The sequence below is a fragment of the Pseudoalteromonas sp. 19-MNA-CIBAN-0066 genome (assembly GCF_040308705.1).
GTDB lineage: Bacteria > Pseudomonadota > Gammaproteobacteria > Enterobacterales > Alteromonadaceae > Pseudoalteromonas > Pseudoalteromonas nigrifaciens.
The window spans coordinates 77,771-98,194 of sequence record NZ_JBEONZ010000013.1 but is presented as its reverse complement, the minus strand read 5'-3'; the positions used below and the strand labels follow the sequence as shown (position 1 = coordinate 98,194).

At 34.3% G+C, this 20,424-nt stretch carries 17 protein-coding genes and 1 pseudogene; 4 read left to right on the top strand and 14 right to left on the bottom strand.

Annotation, left to right across the window (positions count from 1 at the left end; translation table 11 throughout):
* Window positions 1–257 precede the first annotated feature (257 nt).
* Complete coding sequence (locus AAEZ18_RS09825; RefSeq protein ID WP_222714603.1) at window positions 258–479, bottom strand: helix-turn-helix domain-containing protein; 222 nt, start codon at window positions 477–479, stop codon at window positions 258–260.
* Window positions 480–566: 87 nt separating this feature from the next.
* Here AAEZ18_RS09825 and AAEZ18_RS09820 point away from each other — a divergent pair, with 87 nt between their 5' ends.
* From AAEZ18_RS09820 to AAEZ18_RS09810, 3 genes are read left to right on the top strand one after another with little or no spacing between them, the layout of a single operon-like run.
* Window positions 567–818 carry a hypothetical protein gene (locus AAEZ18_RS09820; RefSeq protein WP_024594200.1) on the top strand — a complete coding sequence of 84 codons (252 nt, stop codon included), beginning with the start codon at window positions 567–569 and terminating at the stop codon, window positions 816–818.
* Entirely contained in the window at window positions 811–2,022 is a 1,212-nt protein-coding gene (locus AAEZ18_RS09815) for a site-specific integrase (protein WP_290191943.1), read from the top strand. Before AAEZ18_RS09820 ends, AAEZ18_RS09815 begins: the two co-directional genes overlap by 8 nt.
* Complete coding sequence (locus tag AAEZ18_RS09810; protein ID WP_157696007.1) at window positions 2,015–2,872, top strand: HD domain-containing protein; 858 nt, start codon at window positions 2,015–2,017, stop codon at window positions 2,870–2,872. Before AAEZ18_RS09815 ends, AAEZ18_RS09810 begins: the two co-directional genes overlap by 8 nt.
* A gap of 33 nt (window positions 2,873–2,905) precedes the next feature.
* Here AAEZ18_RS09810 and AAEZ18_RS09805 read toward each other — a convergent pair whose 3' ends face one another.
* From AAEZ18_RS09805 to AAEZ18_RS09795, 3 genes are read right to left on the bottom strand one after another with little or no spacing between them, the layout of a single operon-like run.
* Window positions 2,906–6,019 (bottom strand): site-specific integrase, encoded by a 3,114-nt coding sequence (locus tag AAEZ18_RS09805; protein ID WP_290191942.1) that lies wholly within the window; start codon window positions 6,017–6,019, stop codon window positions 2,906–2,908.
* On the bottom strand, window positions 5,989–8,523 hold the full coding sequence (locus AAEZ18_RS09800) for a hypothetical protein (protein WP_290191941.1): 2,535 nt from the start codon (window positions 8,521–8,523) through the stop codon (window positions 5,989–5,991). Before AAEZ18_RS09800 ends, AAEZ18_RS09805 begins: the two co-directional genes overlap by 31 nt.
* The gene (locus AAEZ18_RS09795; protein WP_290191940.1) at window positions 8,520–9,089 is read right to left on the bottom strand and encodes a hypothetical protein; all 570 of its coding nucleotides are present in this window, start codon (window positions 9,087–9,089) and stop codon (window positions 8,520–8,522) included. Before AAEZ18_RS09795 ends, AAEZ18_RS09800 begins: the two co-directional genes overlap by 4 nt.
* Window positions 9,090–9,333: 244 nt before the next feature.
* On the opposite strand from AAEZ18_RS09795, the pseudogene AAEZ18_RS09790 reads away from it, so the two are divergent.
* Window positions 9,334–9,999 (top strand): annotated as a pseudogene (locus tag AAEZ18_RS09790) (transposase); the annotation flags it as partial.
* Window positions 10,000–10,191: 192 nt separating this feature from the next.
* Here the strand turns inward: AAEZ18_RS09790 and AAEZ18_RS09785 are convergent.
* The 10 genes from AAEZ18_RS09785 to AAEZ18_RS09740 all read right to left on the bottom strand — a co-directional run bounded on the left by AAEZ18_RS09785 (window position 10,192) and on the right by AAEZ18_RS09740 (window position 20,411).
* Entirely contained in the window at window positions 10,192–10,470 is a 279-nt protein-coding gene (locus AAEZ18_RS09785; RefSeq protein ID WP_350594587.1) for a YkgJ family cysteine cluster protein, read from the bottom strand.
* 2 nt (window positions 10,471–10,472) lie between these two features.
* A complete protein-coding gene (locus tag AAEZ18_RS09780) occupies window positions 10,473–12,095 on the bottom strand; it encodes a GTPase (protein WP_350594589.1) in 1,623 nt (540 codons plus the stop codon).
* A gap of 1 nt (window position 12,096) precedes the next feature.
* Window positions 12,097–13,944 (bottom strand): dynamin family protein, encoded by a 1,848-nt coding sequence (locus tag AAEZ18_RS09775; RefSeq protein ID WP_350594591.1) that lies wholly within the window; start codon window positions 13,942–13,944, stop codon window positions 12,097–12,099.
* A 16-nt stretch (window positions 13,945–13,960) separates the two neighbouring features.
* Window positions 13,961–14,491: a hypothetical protein gene (locus tag AAEZ18_RS09770; protein WP_350594594.1), complete on the bottom strand. Its 531-nt coding sequence runs from the start codon at window positions 14,489–14,491 to the stop codon at window positions 13,961–13,963.
* Window positions 14,492–14,494: 3 nt separating this feature from the next.
* Window positions 14,495–15,352 carry a GTPase gene (locus tag AAEZ18_RS09765; protein WP_350594595.1) on the bottom strand — a complete coding sequence of 286 codons (858 nt, stop codon included), beginning with the start codon at window positions 15,350–15,352 and terminating at the stop codon, window positions 14,495–14,497.
* Between the two features lie 373 nt (window positions 15,353–15,725).
* Window positions 15,726–15,962 carry a hypothetical protein gene (locus tag AAEZ18_RS09760; RefSeq protein WP_350594597.1) on the bottom strand — a complete coding sequence of 79 codons (237 nt, stop codon included), beginning with the start codon at window positions 15,960–15,962 and terminating at the stop codon, window positions 15,726–15,728.
* Between the two features lie 431 nt (window positions 15,963–16,393).
* Window positions 16,394–17,386, bottom strand: a complete 993-nt coding sequence (locus tag AAEZ18_RS09755) for a capsular polysaccharide synthesis protein (RefSeq protein WP_350594599.1) — start codon at window positions 17,384–17,386, stop codon at window positions 16,394–16,396.
* Entirely contained in the window at window positions 17,376–18,566 is a 1,191-nt protein-coding gene (locus AAEZ18_RS09750) for a phosphoribosyltransferase family protein (RefSeq protein WP_350594601.1), read from the bottom strand. Before AAEZ18_RS09750 ends, AAEZ18_RS09755 begins: the two co-directional genes overlap by 11 nt.
* Window positions 18,544–19,389, bottom strand: a complete 846-nt coding sequence (locus AAEZ18_RS09745; protein ID WP_350594603.1) for a histidinol-phosphatase — start codon at window positions 19,387–19,389, stop codon at window positions 18,544–18,546. Before AAEZ18_RS09745 ends, AAEZ18_RS09750 begins: the two co-directional genes overlap by 23 nt.
* Window positions 19,386–20,411 carry a radical SAM protein gene (locus AAEZ18_RS09740; RefSeq protein WP_350594605.1) on the bottom strand — a complete coding sequence of 342 codons (1,026 nt, stop codon included), beginning with the start codon at window positions 20,409–20,411 and terminating at the stop codon, window positions 19,386–19,388. Before AAEZ18_RS09740 ends, AAEZ18_RS09745 begins: the two co-directional genes overlap by 4 nt.
* Window positions 20,412–20,424 lie beyond the last annotated feature (13 nt).

Here is a 20,424-nt window from a genome sequence, read left to right as displayed (position 1 = left end):
CGCTTTAGCATTTACTATGATGTGGCTACCAATGTGGGCTGATTGATATATGTACTACAAAGATCAACAGCCCCTAATAAAATCCATTACACATCGAAGAATATTAAAATACTAAAGCTAACTTGCTGATTTTATGAAAACTGTGAGCTTGGTGTTGGTTTAATAATTATAATGCAGTTATATTGAGAAAATGGATAACCTTTTTATCAGTAACTTATATCAGCAGAGAAGAGTAATATCTAAATAAATTTTTGATCTCACTGCCTTTCATAAGTAATTATCTCTTCTATTTTACAATCGAAGTAAGCACATAATGCATCCAAAGTACGCGTAGTTGTTGAGTAATTATTGTTATTAGCCATTTTTGACATAGCGGCTTTATTTACTCCTGCGGCATTTGCAACTTCATCTAACGTAATTTTACGTCCCTCTTTCAATGACTTAGCTGCGATTAATTCCTTTAAGTTATAAACAATCATTTTAATACAACCAATTATTTAAAAAGTTTCTTTACAGGATACTTTACGTATGATTTAATCAGCTTAGTTTCTTGTGAGGATACTTTTATGATTAAAAATGAATTTACTTTGCTTTCTGCTAAAGAACTTTCAAGCTTTATTAAGTTCAGCCCAGATTACATTAACCGTAAGTTGAAAGACAATGTTTTTTTTGAGGGTGAGCATTACATTAGACCTTTTGGATCAAGAAAAATACTTTACCTTTTAGAAAGTGTAATGGAAGAAATGTACAACACCACGTATAAAGCTGAGCGCGAATTTGTCATTCCTCTTGCAAGTGGAGGTGTATGTTATGGCTAGTGTAAGAAGCCGAAACGATAAGTTGTTTTTTGATTTTTATTATCAAAACATACGATGTCGTGAGCAGACCTTACTCAAGGATACAAAAGCTAATCGTATCAAACTTGAGAAAGTTCTAGAAAATATTGAAATTCAAATTATGCTCGATCGTTTTGTTTACCGAGATATGTTTCCGAATAGTAACCGCTGCAAGGCATTTAAACTGTTTGATGACCAGATAGAAGCTATAAAAGCTAATGAAACGAATAAAGCTGATGTTATTTTACAGAATGTACCTAACTTCGAGGCATTTGCTTATGAGTGGCTAGAAGAAAGTAAAATTCATTGGAAAATTAGTCATTTTAAAAATGTGTCTATGATCTTTGAGCGTTATTTAATTCCTGAATTTGGCAAGTTTAATCTTGATGAAATAAGTCGTGCTCATATTATTAAATATCGCGCGGGCATATTAGAGCCTAAGCGTAGTAGTAAAAAACAATTAAGTAATGATTGGATCAATCATGTTATGACACCTCTTAGAGGCATACTTAAAGAAGCGTCATTACGTTATGATTTTCAAACTCCTTTTAACAATATAAAACCACTAAAAGTAGTTAAAACCAAGATAGAACCTTTTTCACTCAAGGAAGTTCAGCAATTTCTTAAGTATGTAAGAAGTGATTTTCGTAATTATTATACCGTTCGCTTTTTTACTGCGATACGAACAGCAGAGATTGATGGCCTCAAGTGGGAATACGTTAACTTTGATCGAAATGAAATTACTATTCATGAAACCTTAGTTGATGGCAATGTTGAGACACCTAAAACAGCCACATCATATAGAAATATCCAGCTGTCTAGAGTTGTTGTTGATGCATTAAAAACACAATTCAAAATAACAGGTAAGAACACTTATGTTTTTTGTAATAAAAAAGGTAACCCTCTTGACCATCGAAATATAACTAAAAGGGTATGGTATCCAACGCTAGAAGAGATCTCTTTAAAAAGGCGACGCCCTTATCAAACGAGGCATACATGCGCAACTTTATGGCTTTCTGCTGGTGAAAATCCTGAATGGATAGCTAAACAAATGGGTCACAGCACGACTAAAATGCTATTTGAAGTTTACAGCCGTTATGTTCCAAACAATACTCGACAAGATGGTAGTGCTTTTGATCGCCTACTTCTAAATGCCAACATTGAAGAAGAGGCTACTTATGAATAACTATATCTATGGTTGGTTAAAGAATTTACATATTAATGGTACTTTGCCAACAGCCAATTGTGAGCTATTGATAAGCAAGCAAATAATTTACGCTATTACATCTGCTGATATTGCTAGAAAATGCCAAATAGTGTCTGGCTTAGCTCAATTTCAGTTAACTCACGATATAATGGGTAATCATGTTGTTTGTGATATAGAGCCTATACTTTCTCAATGTAACGAACAGCAGTACCTTAATTTAACTTCGATGATAAATAATACAAATGAGCATTTAATAGCACGATTTTTTAAGCTGCTTAGCTTTGTCACATGCAGTGAGTTGCAGCCTTTTATTGATTTTATTTTAACTAAACAAAGCATTTTACAAAAATTCATACAAGCACCGGCTAGCCTAAACCACCATCACTCTTATACTCATGGATTGTTTGAGCACAGTATAGAGGTAGCTGAAATTGCATTTAATAATGCTAAACACTTAAATCATTCCAGTATTGAATGCCAAGCTGCATTAGTAGCTGGCTTATTTCACGATATTGGTAAAATATTTGTCATGCTACATCAAGCCAACGATCGCTATATACCAGGACCACACGAAGGTTATAACTTTGCTATCTTAGCTGAACCTTTAGCGAAGCTAGGCAGTCGGAATAGGCAATTGCTTGAGTTATTAAGCAGTTTATTAGCTGCCAAGCCATCTGGCTATAAAGCGAGATATGCAATTGAGCATATTGTGCAACAAGCTGACCGATGCTCTTCTGAATCAGCTTTTATACATGCTAAATTTCAAGAGCTTCCTGATTACTACCATTTTTGTAAAGTTGGCGATAAAGTTCTTAAAAGAATGAGTTAAAGTTTTAAAATACCTAAACTTAATTTGAAGCTTTTAAGGGTCTTCGCCGGCCCTATAACTTATAATAAGCAGCAAATGAAGAAAACTCATTAAGCTATGGTGGCGCCTCGACTTTTTATATGTGCCTTTACTACCCTTTACTGTAATTAATAATCCAACTTCCAAAAAGCCATTGCCATTATGTTTACCTAGAAACCTGCCCTCCTCAATTGAGGCGCTTTCGATGTGACTATCGCTTAATCCAAATGAAGAAACTAATTGCTCCCAGTAAGACCTCGCTTGAGTAACATTTTGATTTTGTAAATCTACTTGATGAAAACGAAATTTGAAGTGGCTCGACTTTAATTTAAATTTTATACATAAATTCAAAAAGTTGTGTATTACTTGCTCTTCAGGACAACGAAGAGCGAAATTTTTCCCTGCAGCAGCATATTTTAATATTTGCAGGGCATCAAATGCTTCACTAAGCGTTACATTTTTCTGACTTAATAAAGTATCAAATTTCTGACATAAATAATAAAATGCTTTTTGTGAAGAAACTCTTTTTAAGTCATCTTTAGTATTATCTAAACTTGGGAAGTTAGGAATTAAGGGAAGCTTTTTACCTTTCCTAGGATATTCTCTGCTTACACTCAGAGCATTATCATGTAATTTTTGAACTTGCTCCACAGGGAGTGAGTAACTCGATGCTGTATCGTGTATTGAGTTTAGTTCTAGCGATTTAAGAGCATTTGCATAATCTAACATTCTTATTTGCCCATCAGCTTCAAACTTTTGTTTAAAACCTTTAAACGATGGTGTGATTAAATCACTAACCTTACCCGCATATTGGATCGAATAGTCTTGCTCTTGTTTTTTACTATAAAATTCAATTCTTTCAATTAAACTTTCACCTAGCATAAACTCCTTAAAATTAGCTCTCCCTATACATTCAGATAAAAAATACTTAGATACTGTATATGTCTGATTCATTTGAGCGCAATGCTGTATGTCCTTTAAGTGTAAATAGCTATTTAGTGTCGACACAGTGACTTTATGACCAAGTAAATGAGACAAAAAAAACATTTTTGAGCGAGTATTGTCTTTAACTTTTAATCTTTTGTTAAAGTGAGTAATAAAACTTTGATCAAATAAGTCATTTTCAAATATAGATAAATACTGCCTTCCCGTTAATACCAAGTTTGAATTTAATCTGTACCAAGTCCAATTAGCAAAGCTATGTCTTAGGTGATGAATTCTTAGAGTATGATCCTTAGTATAATAATGCAGTAATTGCGTTAATAGCTCGTATGCTTTATTTACGCTAACAGAGCAGTTAAATAACAATGAATTTGATGGCTTATTTTCAGTGTTTTTTTGAACGTCATAAAAGCTTCTTAACTTGGCTAAATGCTCTTTTGGCCATAACGCATCAAGAGGTAGTTCTCTTCTAGCTGAAGGTGTTTTTAAACCCCTTATTTTATTTGGTCTGATTGATAGTAGAACCCAATCATATTCATCTTCATTTGGCTTTATAGGTGAAACCTGAATATCACCAAAGTACAGCTTAGCGGCTTCATTACGGCGCAAGCCACTATAAAAACAAAAACACATTAATAAATATGCATATAACTCAACCGGACTGTTATTGAGGCTGTCACTTAAATATTCAAGAATTGCGCTTGCATGACCAGCTGAAACTAAATTAGCATCAACTTTACTTTGGACAGGAGCTATATCAAGATCGTCAATACACAAGTCTTTGACAATTTCAGACTCTATTAAAAACACAGAGAAATAATATAAATACTTTTTACGTTGGGCAGAATTAAAATATTCACTCGTATCATTTAACTTTATTGCCCAATCTGACGCTGATATTACTGCTAGATCAGTTCGAGTAAAAACAGTTAAAAAAGGTTCACTGATACTTTTCACATAATCAATTACTGTGCCTACTTTTAACTTCTTTTTAGTTACCCCTCCCTCTTTCAAAAGATAATAAAGCCAACCACACAAAATATTGAAATAAATACTATTTTTATCATTTTTCAATTCTTGTTCAACAAATTTAATGCACTGTGCCCTTGAAGCTCTTTGGCCATTCAGTTCCCGCACATTTTTATAGGTATACTCTAACTTAGCTATTATTAATTTAGGCTCAATATAATCAAAGCTGTCACTATCAAATGACAATAGCTTATTAAGCTCATTAAATTTCTTAGGTTGTTTTGCTATTTCGTTTGCAACTAATGCCTTATTACTTATTAACCTTAAAAAAGCTGTTTGAGGTAGCTCGGTACAGGTACTAGACCGTAAATACATCTGATAGTCGATAGGGCTAAGGTTGATTATAGTATCTATTTTTCTAAGTGTTCGTAATTTTAAAAGTGACAAGCTTTGCCAGTTTGTACCACTAGCTTCTGTTAAAAACGTTATTATAAATTCACTTAATCTATTTTTATTTACTCGTATTTTCTCAGACGGCTTAATGAAGTTTTTATGATGTAATAATAAAAGGACAACAGCATCACATAGTACGTATCGTCGTTCCTCTTTTTCGCTTTTCCCATACCAAAATACTTGACCACCTAAATACATTAAAGCATCTGGGGCATTTATGATTGTAATAAGCTCGTCAAACTGAACACCTGTTGTCATATATAAAAATAAAACTAACCGACCATAACTAGCTTCTTTTGATAAATTAGCAGTTGGTGTTTGTAGCTCTTTACTTAATATTGACTTAATTTGTAGTGCTATCGGTAGTTTTATTAATTCTACTGGTGATAACATAGGTTTATCGCGCTTTAGTACGACGATTTGAGGGACTTTTGAAGATTCAATACCATGATGCTTTAATCCATAATTTAATATAGCATCAATAAGCATGAGCTGAAGGTGTTTAATCGTTAAGTCTTCTTTTAACCGTGACTTTAAAATGTTCATTTCACTAGAAAGAACATTCTCATCGGATTTTTTAAAATACCTAAGCATTAGCATGCATAGCTTTTTATATTCGTTTAAAAAATCATCATCGCTAAATCTAATTCCAAAATCATTATCTGAGCCGTTTCTATAAGCATTTACAATCTGTTGAAAACATTGATGGAACTTACCTTGCTTCTTCAGTTCATTTAAATAAGATCGGACTTTAGAGTTTGCCACCCTACCCCCTTAAATAACTTATCTAGAATAGGTAATAATTCATTTACAGAATCTATGTAATTTAGTGTCGAATAATCAGCTAAAGGAACCTCACCAGACTGCCAATGGCCCATTTGAAAGTTTATTAGCTCTGAATTGACGTTGTTATAAAGCAAATTACTTTTAAGCCAATGCCTTCCTGCATTTGCAGGTATTTTATGTTCCTTAGGTAACCTGAGAACTAACTCTGTAGGAGAAATACCTTTAGTAACAATTCCTGCTCTTTGTCTTTGAAATATGAATAAAGGTCCATGATTTATACGTGAATTTCTAATTAGCTTAAACCACTGACAAGATTCTTTGTAATCGAGATTTAAGCTTTTAGAGGCGGCATTTAAAAAGTCATCTATTGACTGGCATAACTTGGGCTTTAATACTCTTATTAACCCTCTCAAACAACTAAGGTGCTCTTGATAAGCTGTGATTTGCGCATTTAAAATAGACGGTAAACAAACTAATCTAGAATGCGTAAAATCACTATCATCTTTATCACTTATCCCCATGAGGTTTAGCGTTGGAAAATACAGAGAAAAAGTTGGTAACGGGTTCCAAACAGCCCGATAACCAGTTCCAAACATTAACATCCATGCCGTATAGACTGTAAACGCGTTATGGTATTTTAAGATTGCATCAAGTTGTTTTAAAGAGTTTAACTTAGTGTTTTTAACTTCTAATGCCAAAGCTGCTATGAGGCTCTTAACTGTCATATTCTTTGGTGTAAATTTAGAACCAAGCATACGATTACGCTTATCAAAACACACTAATTCAAAAAGTTTTATAGGGAATTTTTCTTTACAATAATCATAGTAATCAGACTCAACTTCTTGCCAAAACTCAAATAGCCTTTCACACCGCGTAACATCATCAATATTGCTATAGCTTCTAGATACTCGAGTAGAATACATTTTTACATCGTAACTAAAGTCTATATAAATAGGGTCTATCACACCTGTTGCATTAATATAATTCCCAATAAAATTACTAATGCTATTGATACTTAGTCTTCCGCTATAAGCTCTATCTGATACCTTTTTTAATTTTTTGGCTAAACTGCTTTCAAGTGCTGCAAAATTGTCTACGTTAATAAGTAAACCTTCTTTTCTGCCCTTTAAATATTTAATTATTAAATCTGTAAAAAATGTAGGACAGGCTGTAAATACACCATTTGCTGTTTTAATAAGACCAACTTTTTTAATCGTTGGTTTAGCAGTTTGAGTTATAGGAAAATACCACCAACCACGGTCATTTTCATCTAGAAACAAACCTCGTGTTTTGTCATCTATTTTATTAAATATCTGTAAATCTTTTATCTCATGCAACGTCTTACCCAACAAAAACATCAGCCATCCCAATATCGCTAGCTCAATATTTTTATCGGAATGGCCATACTTATTTAGTGTATCAAATAATAAACCCAGTTCTGGCGCCTTTAATAATCGCGTATCTTGGTAAGCAATATTATGAGCTCTGTGCACATTACGAGTTATATCTATCTGTTTTTTCTTCTTAGAGGCAGGACTAAAAATCATTTCAATACTTTGATGCTCGGTTTTATCTCGTACAGTATTACCTTCATTGTTATCAATTACAAAAGGCATCTGAACCTCTGAATCTTCAGGATTAAACCCCTCTGTATCTAATGAATGGTTTAAAAATGGTATTAAAACTGACAAATTATCAACAGTACCGATAACAGGTAAAGTATTGGGTTTTTTATACCATTTAGCGATGGAGCCTCTGTAACGGCCTCCGGTTTTATAAAGCCGAGCTGGTTGCCAGTCATTCTTATAAAAATGAATTAAAGTATTTAAATAACCTCTCTTTCTGGCATCATTACTATATATATCATTATTAATTGACTCTAACTTACTCGCGATTGACGAAGCTGAATCAAGGTAGTTCGTTAATATTTTATCTCTATCCAGTTCGGAGGCTATATTGTACTTTGTCATTAATAAGCGAAACGTTCTACAAACCTCTACTTCCCTTGTTGACGAGCTTGTAGCTAATTCAGGATCGATGAGTGTATGTATTGTTTTAAAATAATTACCAATAAAATTAGCAAGAAGATTTAATGATTTTGAATCTTGCTTATACTCATATGATTTAATAAGTAATACATAAAATGGTATCTCATTGCACCATCCATTTTTATATGTACAGCGTTTAAAACTCTCTCTTGAGCTTGCATCTAGCTCAACTCCATACTCATTAAAGGCGTAATAAATATACTCAGGAAGACATAGCTCACTTTTAGTAAACTCCCATAGCTTTCGTGATGCATCATTCATCCTTTGTAATAATAAAAAAACTTGTGATAAACCACTCAAATCTTCAGGAGCACTTATGCGAGAAGTAAAATCATCAAAGTCAGATTTTATATCCTCGATACTGATTTCCAAGTTTACCCCTTTGCAATACAACTCAATCTGCTCAAGAAGCTTAACTTTTAGCATACCCGTCATAATTTAATCACCTTTGTACTAATTTTAAGCCATTTACATAATTCTGTTTTTGTTTTAATAGCTGGAAATAAGGTACGCCATTCTGTTGAATCAATTACTGGTTGTTCACCTTTGAATAAGCCAATAAGTAACTCTGAGATTAAAGGGCCGGATGCATTAAAGTACTGCTTAAAAAGTAGCCGAACAATATCATTAAGAAAAATTAAACGTCTAAGATCGGGTGTCGGACGATTAGGAAGGATCAAACATGGGACAAGTTGATTTGACTGATCTTGAAGTCGACAAACTTTATGAAATGTAAATAAGCCAGAGACTACTTTTAACTTTTCATTATCAGTTTTATATCCAATTATCGGGGCTTGATAAGCATCAAGTTTCCAAGTAGTAATTGTATCAAAGCTGTCGTTTGAACTTGGTTTTAAAAACGAAAATAAATTTATATTACTGATTAAATTATCTATGGTTTTTTCAAGGGTAATATTTTCTGCGACAATATACTCAAATGTAGACCTGTCTAATAATTCATCGATCTTTTTTAATTTGCCTTCAACATTCTCATCAATCATATTCAGCACCAGAACAATAAGTAGTCATTTTTGACATTTTCATAATGTGCCTAAGTAGTGCCCAGATCAAGCTTTAAATGTTCGTAAAACACTCAAAAACAGATTTTAATATTAACTAAATTTTATCTAAGCTATTGTAATAATATGCAATTCATTATATTTACTGGAGATTATTATTTATAGAAGTAATTAAACTAACGTCTTGACATGGTAGGGGTCGGTGGTTCGAATCCACTCAGTCGTACCACTTCAAAAAACAAAGAAAAAGCCAAAAACGCTCAAGGCAACACGTGTAAACGAAATTTATACATGGGATATCACCTATCTGCCAACAGCTGTTAAAGGCCAGTTTTTATACTTATATTTAGTGATGGATATTTATAGTCGAAGAATAGTTGGTTGGCAGATTCATGAGACACAACCAAGCACACTGGCGGCGGATTTAATGATAGATATTTGCAGTCGAGAGCAGGTAAAGCCAGCGCAAGTCACATTGCACTCGGATAATGGCAGTCCAATGAAAGGGGCAACGTTATTGGCAACATTGCAGGAGTTAGGTATTCTTCCTTCATTTAGCCGACCGTCTGTGAGCAATGATAACCCTTATACGGGATCGTTATTTAAGACGTTAAAGTATCGCTCGGAATACCCTGAGAAAGCCTTTGAAGATATCGCGAGCGCAAGAAAATGGGTTAACAAGTTTGTAGATTGGTACAACGATGAGCACTTGCACAGCGGTATTAAATTTGTCACGCAAAACCAGCGTCATTTAGGATTAGATAAAGCGATACTAACGAAACGTCATCGGGTAAATGAAATGGCGAAATTAAAGAACCCAAGTCGTTGGTCAGGAAAGTCTAGAGATTGGACAATGATCAATGAAGTAAATTTAAATCCAGAGAAAAAATAAGCAATACGGGCGGCATAAAATTTAACTTGCTGCGACAACTAACTTGAAAAACACCGCCTATTAAGAAATAAAAGAGCCGCTCACCTTAAGTGAACGGCATTACCTGAATGTTACTTTCTTTTTAATAGCAAGACAATTTTTAAAAACCTTCTCGCTGTTAAGCTTTAAATCATAGTTACAGTAGGCTATAGGCTAAGACTTTTCTGAGCGTTGCAGTTCATTACAAATTTCAACATTAAGATCAACAAAAGCATCCCAGGAAATCACAGAAGATAGACGTGTTTCATAATAATCCTCTACGCGACAAACAAGTGGGCGTTTGTTATAAATAGTACAAAGGTGTGTTTGCTCATCAAAATAACGACAAACCCCATCGCTGCGATCAAGAAAAGTTGTTTCCACGCTCTCATTCACTCTACGACAACAAAGCCCACAAGCATTACAAGGAAACGGCTTAGATAAAGTCACCATTACTATATAGTTGCAAGCAAAGTCTGAGCTCTCATTAAAGCAATACTGTTAGCTTTTTCCTTTTCATTTTCATTAGTTAGCGCTGACTCTACCTTTTCCAACATTTGTTGAAGAATAGGCTCAAGCTCTTGGCGTAAAATCTGATTCATTGCACTTTCAAATTGCTCACCAAGCTCTTTAGCTGTATCGTTAACCTGCTGCTCGAATCGTTCACGTTCTTGTTGAATTTTTGCTGCTTGTTCTTGAGCTTGTTTATCAGAGGCATCTTCAGAAAATAAATCGTAAATAGAAGACAAAACAGTAACGGCTGTACCTGCGTATGGGATCCATTTGCCGATAGCTTGCCCAGCCCATTTTTCCATGGTTTTTGGTCCTATCCCTTTCATCAGTGAAGGTGCCCAATCTTTAACCAGCTTTAACCCACTAACAATATGCTCTGGCGTCGCCATTTTTACAACATAGCCCATCGAGTTAGCCAACATTTCTTTATCGACCCCTCCTTGACTAGCAGAATCTTTTGGCTCTGAATACAAGAAATGTGGGACATCGTTAATAATCGGTCCTTCATGTTGGGCATCTAATATCGCCGAGATTTTTTCAACATCATCGTTGTATTGACTCATCAAGTACTGTAATTCCTTATCCATAACAGTAACGACGGCTTTTCCTGATACTTCATAGACTTCTTCAAGAACTTCAAGACTGTTTTCGGGATTTTGAAACATAGCAGATTTACTTTTATTCGTAATATACTTTCTATTCCTAGCAATTTCTTGAATAATATTATCTCGGCATTGGTTTTGGTTAGCGATCAACCTACGACACAATTCTTTATAATGATTGACTAGCTCATTACTACCAGAATTTGTTAATTGCTGAATAAACTGACTTAAAAATACTTGCAAGGAATGAGACAAGCGACTGTTTACATCTTCTGATTTAATGCTAGAAAAGAATAGCTTGAGTGAATTCTCGAGTTCGATAATACCACTATACTCAATCAAACCCTGCTGCATAGCTAATTTCCCTTTTAAAGCACGAGCGGCATTAATACGTAATATAGGGATTTCAGCTAAAACCTCACTAAGTCCCTGAGAAGTTGCAAGAGATTGAAGCCGCATACGAGTATCATTTTTTAAACGAATAAAATCGTCTTGAGAAAGGGGATTTTTTTCATTGAATACGAGAAATACTTTTTTCCGATCATAAATTAAGCTCATAAGCTTACTAAGGGTTTTTTCTTCCTCTGCAGCACCAGATGGGTTAACAACAAATATGACTGCGTCAGCAAGCATCATTTGCTTTTTAGTTACTTGCTCATGCTCTGACGGGGCATCAACACCCGGAGTGTCTAATATGCTAAAGTCATCCCACTCATATGCACTCACTTTTGCGGTTAAGGGTATATCTCCTGTAGGGGCAACCTCTGAACCCATCAATGCATTAATCAAAGTACTTTTACCAGCATTATAAATACCATAGACCATGGCACTTAGTTTAGGTGAAGCTTTTTTATTTTCAAACATTATTTCAACATCCTGAAATACTTTCTGCATATCAGGATATTCGTCAACCAATTTTTTCGTTTCAGCGTAACCTCTGTAAAGCTCTGAGCCTGTTTGCATCTTATATACCTCTTCTATTATTTTGTAACGATAATGCTTTCAAGTTTTTTACCCCTTCATTAACCCTACTCAGCTCATTTGTAATCTGTCTGGTTACATTTTTCATATCAGCCAGTACATCTTTAAGCATTTTTTCTGATTCATCTTTAATCACCGTTTCTATAACTCTCAAATACTCATCGCGTACCTGTTTTTTAAGTGATTCTAAGTTATCGCCAACATTTATCTCTATATCTTTTGTTTTTAATTTTGCATCATCACCAATTGCACTACCAGCCAAACCACCGACGCCTCCTCCCAACGATGACCCTAAAACAGCACCTGGAGGACCACCAATGAAAAAACCAACAACTCCTCCCACTACAGTTCCGCTTAGCCCTCCCCACCCACTATTACGATTTTTAGTACCTGGCACGTGCCCTATAGAAATTTTCTCAGTGACTTTCTCTATTGAGAAACCTGGTAATTCAAGTGATGCGGTATACCAAGTCTTATCTGCAGCTTGTTTTAAATTATTGGATATATCCACTAGTCCACTCTCTAAAGCAGTGCCAATTATTTGTTGAAGTTTATCATTCCAACCACGCCTGGCTTCCCTCAACTCTTGGTTCATTTTTTCATCATCATCACGATGATTTGCTAGCAAGTCAAAAGTGCTGCTAATTAAGGCGGACATCTCTTGCTGAGCTTCTCGAGCATGTCTACTCATAATCATTGGAACAGAGCGTTCTAATTTGCTAATTTCTGCATTTAAATCTTCTGTTAATTTTTTATAAGGGTGTAATTCTTTTTGACACTTACTCAAAAACTTATTGAAATTCGTCATTGGAACAGCGCGTTTTATCTGTAAACCTTGGTTTTGTGATATACTACGTAGACGGCTAAATAGTTGAGTAATACCACTACTCTCCATTTCATTAAGTTCGTCTGAGTGTTCTTGAGCATACCGAGCAGAAACTGAAAGAATATCTCTACTATTAACAACCTTTAATTCATTTTTAATATATTCTCGCTGCTTCTGTTGGTTTCCATCTGTCTTCATTTTAACTTTGACAACTAAATCATTTAGCTCATCATCCCAAAATTCATCATTAAAATCACTTCCGGTAATTAGAATAAGTATTTCTTTTCCCTTATTTGTTAGCTCCTTAATTTCCTCTATATCACTCGCACGACCTGGAGCATCTGAGCTCATGGTGTAGAGGATTAAATCTGCATGATCTACATATTCTTGCGCCAATTGACCGTTAATATCATTAACAGAATGCAAACCGGGTGAATCCACCCAAGTTAAACCAGGTAAGCGAAAACCTTGAATAGAACTCGTCGCTTCTGTCGCTCCCACCCTAAACTCACGATTGAGCTTAGCCTCATCATGAGTATCACCATTTGCAACGTTGGTATTTACCTCTGTGAAATACTCAGGCTGGTAAAATGTTGATTCAGGAGTTTTCAATATTGTCGAAGGATCTGTATTCCCCCAAGCCATATAATTACCTAAAGAGCTCTTCCCTGATTTGACCTTCCCAAAAACAAATACCAATAAAGAGTCTTGAAAATTCTGACGAAAATTAAGCCCTTTATCATATGAAGTTAAATTATCTTGCCACGCTTTATCTGTAGCGGTGATAGCAGATAATATGCTATCCATTTGATTACTTAGAGGATTCTCATCTGGTAGAGATTTCTTTGCTTGCCTGATGCATGATGCCATTCTCACCGAAAAGTCTTTTTGAATTTTCTGAAACTGTTTATCCAACTTTTTAGCATCATCCAAAGACTCCTTAAAAGACTCTTGTAATACTAAGAATGAGCTCAATAGATTTTCACGTAAAATTACATCTGACATTTTGTATTTACCCTATTTACCTATTTTTAGAAGTGGTTAGCATTTTGCGTAACTCTTTTAATTTAGCTAGCTTAAGATCAATCTCTTTTAACCTGACAGGAACCCGCATTAACTTTTTTTCTGGTTCTAGTTCCACATCATATAAAAGCTCGAATCTAACCAAATGATCCTGCGTTTCTTTAGATAAAAACTGAAGTTCACAAACCTCAACATAGCTCGGAATATCCGGATTATATTGTTCCTCATCCTTATCCAAAGTCGCTTTAAATGGTTTATCACAAAGCAAGGTTACTTTTATTTGCCCATCTAAACTTTCTTGTAGGTCGATAAACCTTTGCATTCCTTCTTGAGCAAATTCCTCTTTCATACTTTCCAATTTTTCTTTGTGCGCACGCGCCTTTCGCTCTTGCTCAGCACGCTCTCTACGACGACGCTCTTCGTCACCATCTCCACCATTCCCAGAACTACTACTATCGTCACTAAACGCAGAAACAGCTGCAGCTCCAAGTGCAATAACTCCAGCTCCAATCAACCAAGGTAATGCCATATTCTATTCTCCACGTATTGTTTCATTAAGGTATTCAGCTCTTTTCATTGTCATGCTCAAATCTAACGAGAGCATGGCTGCATCAAAGCTGATAAAGTCTTGATGAAGATTATCTTCTAATTGCTGTTTTTCATCATTGAGTGCGCCTTCGGCGACCGAGATATTTGTTAACAAAGTATTCTGTATCTGTCGCACTTTTTCTTCACGAAGAACGCTAATATCAATCCCCAAAGTTTCAATGTGCTGCTTCAACTTTTCTAAATGACTAGCTTTAACCAACCCTTCTTTATGTTGTTGAATACCTTTGTGAAACCGAGTCCCAGAAATGAGGAAACTAGCAGGGGTAAACCCCAAGTATTGATTACATTGCTCAAGCACTTTTTGTTCAATCTGTTCAATTTTATCTAAGCTTTCTACATCAGTTTTACTAATCACGAGAACAATATTCTCCTGGGCATAGAAACCAAATGATTCTTTTAAGTTTTTGAGAAAATCAAGTTCAATTTTTTCCAGTTCACCCCGGGGTTGATGCACAAATAACACAACATCTGCTTTAGCAGCACCATCCATCGCAACCTGATCATCAGCATCATTAGCATCCAAACCGGGTGTATCAAGGAAAATATAAGCCTCTCCTTCAAACTGCCTTATTTTAGCGGTCTCTCGAATATCATTAGTAGGAAAATACTCTGCGCTATAGTGCTGGGTAAGCATGTTGAGTAAATAGCTTTTACCTGCATTCATCATCCCCCAAACAGCGATCACAGGTTTATCTTTGCCCTCCTTTTTCGCCAATGTATCTTTTACCTGTTTCTGCAACACATTCAGATCTACTGAGTGTCTTGAATTCTTGGTCGTCATAAGCTTTCCTTGTAGGTTTATTGATGAAAGCACCTGCTTGTGCTTTAAAAGTACAGGTGTTCTAATTAAAATCGTAAGCGAAGATTATTCATTATTAAAAAAAATACTAATCGCTTATTTTTATCTATGGCAGCTACACCATTAACTAAAGCAGTAATTTTTTTGGTTGTTTTGTCTAAGCTATAATCCTTTTTTCAAATGAAGCATCAACACCTATTTGTTGAGCATCTTTGCTAGATAGCGTCCACTGCGTAATTCTTTTTGTATCCATTATTCTTCCTATATTTTACGATAAGGTAATATTTTCGGCTTGAAATTAATATGTCCGCAATAAATTAATTTTTGCGTTTTTAAAACGTTTTTATATTTAGAATTAGGTACGACAAGCGTTGTTCAGCTCAATATAATTTGAGCTAACGCTTTGTTTAGTTGGCTTTAACTTGAGTATGTAAAAATGCTTATTCGCAGTAACAAGAGTGGTGTTTTTTGCTAATCTTGGAATAGCCATTTTATTAAGAGGCTTAGTTTTAAAAGCTTTTAAAACATAATTTATAAATAGTTTATCTGCTACAGATAAAACCTTTTTGAAACTTTCTAATATGCTAGCCATTATCATCCTTAAATAGTGCACAAATTCAGCTAAATGCATGTCCTTTGAGTGTAAAGGTTACAAGCCGTTATCTATCTAAAATTAATAATTTAGGATTAATTAATCTCAAGAACATAAGCCCATGAACCTAAGCTTAATAGTACATTCTAAATTATATATTTCAAGCCAATTATATAAAAAGCACTTATTTTTTAGATGATTAGCATAGTTTACAAAATATAACCAATTTCTTATTTCGTAAACTATGATAGCAAAGCGAATGATAGGATTAGTTTTCACAAGCTTGTAAAAACTTAATTGAGTTGATTTTAGTCTTTTTTGTAATCACTGAAATTGATGGTATTACTCTTACCAACAGTAACATTTGTTGAGCTAATTTCTGATTGCACTCGCGTGCAGAGGGATAGGCAATAACTCAATAATCGCTACACTTAGCTGAAGATATATAAACAGTCGAAACATCCACCTAACTCTGTTGGACAGGAAAGCCCCTCGAGTTTTTGTTCTATGCTCTTTCTTAAATAACTAGGTATAATGATTAAATCCATTTTTTCCAATATGCTTTTCCTATAATTAAGAGTTAACTCATTCCCCTTATAATCACAAACTACTTCATCGGTAAATGCCTGTAATAGCTTTTCAGTTGAAGCTGTAGAATAACCATCTTCTCTAGCAAACAAGTCCGTAAAAGCATATGGACCGTGTAGTATTGATTCTTCTTTTCCTATCATATGAATACTCTGTGACTCGATTTGAATCTGAAGCTCAGGGTACTTATAGATCATCAAATGATAAATGCTATAGTGAACATGATATTCATTTGAAAAGCTTTTACTATTTAAATGGTATTTTTTAAAGTCGGGGTAATTTCGATAGTCGTAGCGTTCTTTTTTCCACTCCCAATATTTATAGATTTCTTTCAAATAAACTTCTAAAAAGCTAGAGCCTTTCTCAGCAAACAGTGCTCCTAGTTCAATACCGTCTATAGCGTTCCTGAATGCTGGAGTTCCATTTACCTTATTGGTGAATGTTACGTTACTATAACCTGCAAAAGTGGCGTTTTTATTACCTATAAACCTTTTGTACAATGAAACCTCATCTATAGAGTTACGAAGTAATATTGTACTTATATCAAAATAGGCCCCCCCATATTTCAAAAGTAAGCTTAGCCTTATAACATCTCCAATTAAAGCTTCGTTACCTGAAGTCTCAATTCTTTTTTGAGGTATTGAGTCGATGCATTGGTGCAAGTCAATCCAATTTCCGATGAAGTTTTCTTCTGAGCTATTTCGGGAGAGTAATATTACTTTCCAACCACTCCCATTTAATCTATGTCTGATGTTTTTTAAATTTGCTTTGAGTAAAGTTGGTAAACTCAGTTCTCCTGAATGCCAATATAAAAAAACATATTTTTTAAACTGCAAACGAAAACCATCCTTTTTCTACGACGTACTCATCCAAAATTTTCATAGCACTTCTATATTTATTTTCATTTAAGTAACCGTTAGACATTGCGTAAACAAATAGTTTTTTAACGCTATCTTCTGGTATTTTTAATAAAAAACTCTTCAAGTCATTGGTGTTTTCAGCTTTTAGTAAAATAGCAAAAGACTTCATGACTGGTAAAAATTTAGAGTGAGAAAAAGCATAGAGAGCAGAGTCATCAAGCTTACCTGAAATGACACTATTATTAAGCTTACTTTCAACTGCGGGGTCAGTATTAGCAACTAAAGGATCAATAAGTACAGAGTAAATAGACTGAAACGAAATTGCTCCCTTGTTCATACAATCCAAATACACTTTATCGGCAGTAGCACCTGTAATTAAGACATCATCACCAAAAATTACGTTTATTTTTCTACCATTATAAAAGTTTTCACTAGGTAAAATATGATCCTGAATTTTAGAAACCTCTTCCCTCTCAACTAAACTCAAACTGGCGTAATTTTCACACGGTGGGTCTATTCTTGGAATCTTAACATTTGCAATAGTTGGATATGAATTCCTGCTTAAGTAAATATTGATATTTTTAAGTGCAAGTTCAAATGTTAAATTCGATGTAGAATCTATGTTCCTAGAACCGGGCACAAAAAGTACAACATACTCTTTATTTTCCTTCGCTTTTAAGAATAACTTTTTCCAATGCCCACTTTCTTTCATCAACTCTCGAATAAATAAGTTGGATAGCTGTTCTGCGAAAAACTGAATTTCTATATAACTTCCATGTTTAGCTAAGCTATATTTATTAGCTATACTTTTAAGGCAATCTCCTTTATACGAAACGAAATCACCATGATTATTTTGAGACATGTCAAAGTTACAAATAACTTTAGAAAGTGATTTAAGCTGTTCTATATTTAAGATTTCATTTGATAGAAGAAATCTTTCTAACTTTTTTAGTTGCAAGTTTAAACTTGGAATCTCAGAATGTTGTTTGATATTCCTATATAACTTAAGTAATCCAGATTCTTTCTTGCACTCTTCCTGTGTCATATCGAGAGCATTAGAAATAGCATTTATAAAACCTGCATTTTCTGGTTCTAATCCACTAATTGCTTTTATAAGGCGAAATTCTTTAGAGCTATTTTCGAATGGGAACATCATACTCACAAAGCTCCTTTATATTTACTTCATTTTTTTTGCCTCTCTCATAATAACAAAGAGAATTAACCCCTATATTTCGAAGCTCTTTAACCGCATTCTTTATTCCTCGACCTACATGCTCTGGTTTGTGAGCATCTGAGCCTATTGTGAAGTCCATACCTAAATCAGCTAACATTTTTATGACATTAAAATTTGGAAAGGCAACTCTGTTCTTAATAGGTTCACCCGTTTTATGGCAAATCATTGATTTAAACATACCGGAGCAATTAACTTCATATGATAGGTTTGCCGCCTTAATTTTTGGAATTAATTTCTTTAAACTACTCCAAAAATATCGTTCACTTACCCCTCCCCTTAAAATCGAGTCTACGTGACCCAAAGAATTAAAGAGGTTACTGTGTATAAGGTCTTCAAGACCCTCAAAATAAAGCTCACAATATTCTTCCGTATTTAACTTATTAATATCCCAATTGTTAACGCGCCCGTTTACAGTTTCAATATAATGTATAGATCCGATAGCAAAATCCAAATCTAAGTTCCTCATTAATTTCTCAACATAATTTGAGTGCCCAACTGAATAATCAAACTCCATACCGTATAAAATTTTTATATGTCCTTTGTATGCTTGTTGAGCCAATAGGACATCTTTTGCATATGAATCTAGTTCTGACTCAAGCAGCCGGTTATTTGTATCAATCAAAAATGGGGCATGGTCTGTTATTGTTAAGATTTTAATACCATTCGATATTGCTGCTTCAACTAGCTCAGTGACTGAGCCTGTCGCATGTTTTGAATATTTTGTATGTGTATGAGAGTCTATCAACCTACAACTCCCTCTATTATTTTCCTCCTGTCATTATTTAATTCTTTTATTATCCAATAAGGGTTATTTACCTTTTCAATTAATAACTTAGTGTTCTTATCTTTGCAAAGCTCATCCAAAATGAGCTTAAAAGGTATCGAGTATAATTTTTTTATGAGATTTTCAGTGTTAAATTTTTCTTTTAGAATGCTAACAGATATAGTTTCGTCGTGTATATTACCCAACTTAAAGCATTCAATCCCATATAAAAACACGTCTCCATTAGGTTTTATTGTAATATCTAACCCGTTAGAACTTGGGTATTTATTCATACTTCCAAGGGTAAATGGCTTAAAATAACGCTTTTCCAATTCATCTATATATTCATATATATCAATATAGTTTTTATCCAATAAGAAAGTTGGTTTAACGAGGTTTTTATAATCAACCTTAAACTCAAAACCATCCACAATAAGAGTGTCTTCTAATTTTCCTTCGCTAACGACCTTACTCTCAAACCCAAACAATTGTGACTGTTCTTTTAAAAACCCTCTTGTAAACTCTTTATCAATATCAATTGATCTAAATGATAGAGACATAAATTCACTATTAAATTTAATAAAATGCTGAATACTAAAGCCGTGCGGTCTGTTAGGAATCTTATCCACATGATAAGAATCTGAACTCAACCGGATATTGCAGCTATCTCCATTTGATTGGATAATATCAGAAATTTCATTGTATATTTTTAATAGTCTTTCATGATTTACGAAACCACTTGTAATAAATTCAAAAGCAACACCACCGCTCGAAAGTTTTAGTATCTCTTTAAATACTTTCAAGTTATAAATAGGTTCCCCTTCTCCACTTATGGAAACTCTTTTGACCTCTTTATCATTTATCAACGCACTAAGGTTTTCTCTTGCAACCTCAGTTAGTATCATATTTTCCCTAGAGTGTTTATCTGTATACATACAAAATGAACACCCAATATCACATACCTGAGTGATATCAATATATAAAAGGTGGTTATCTAATTTCATGTACTACTTTTCC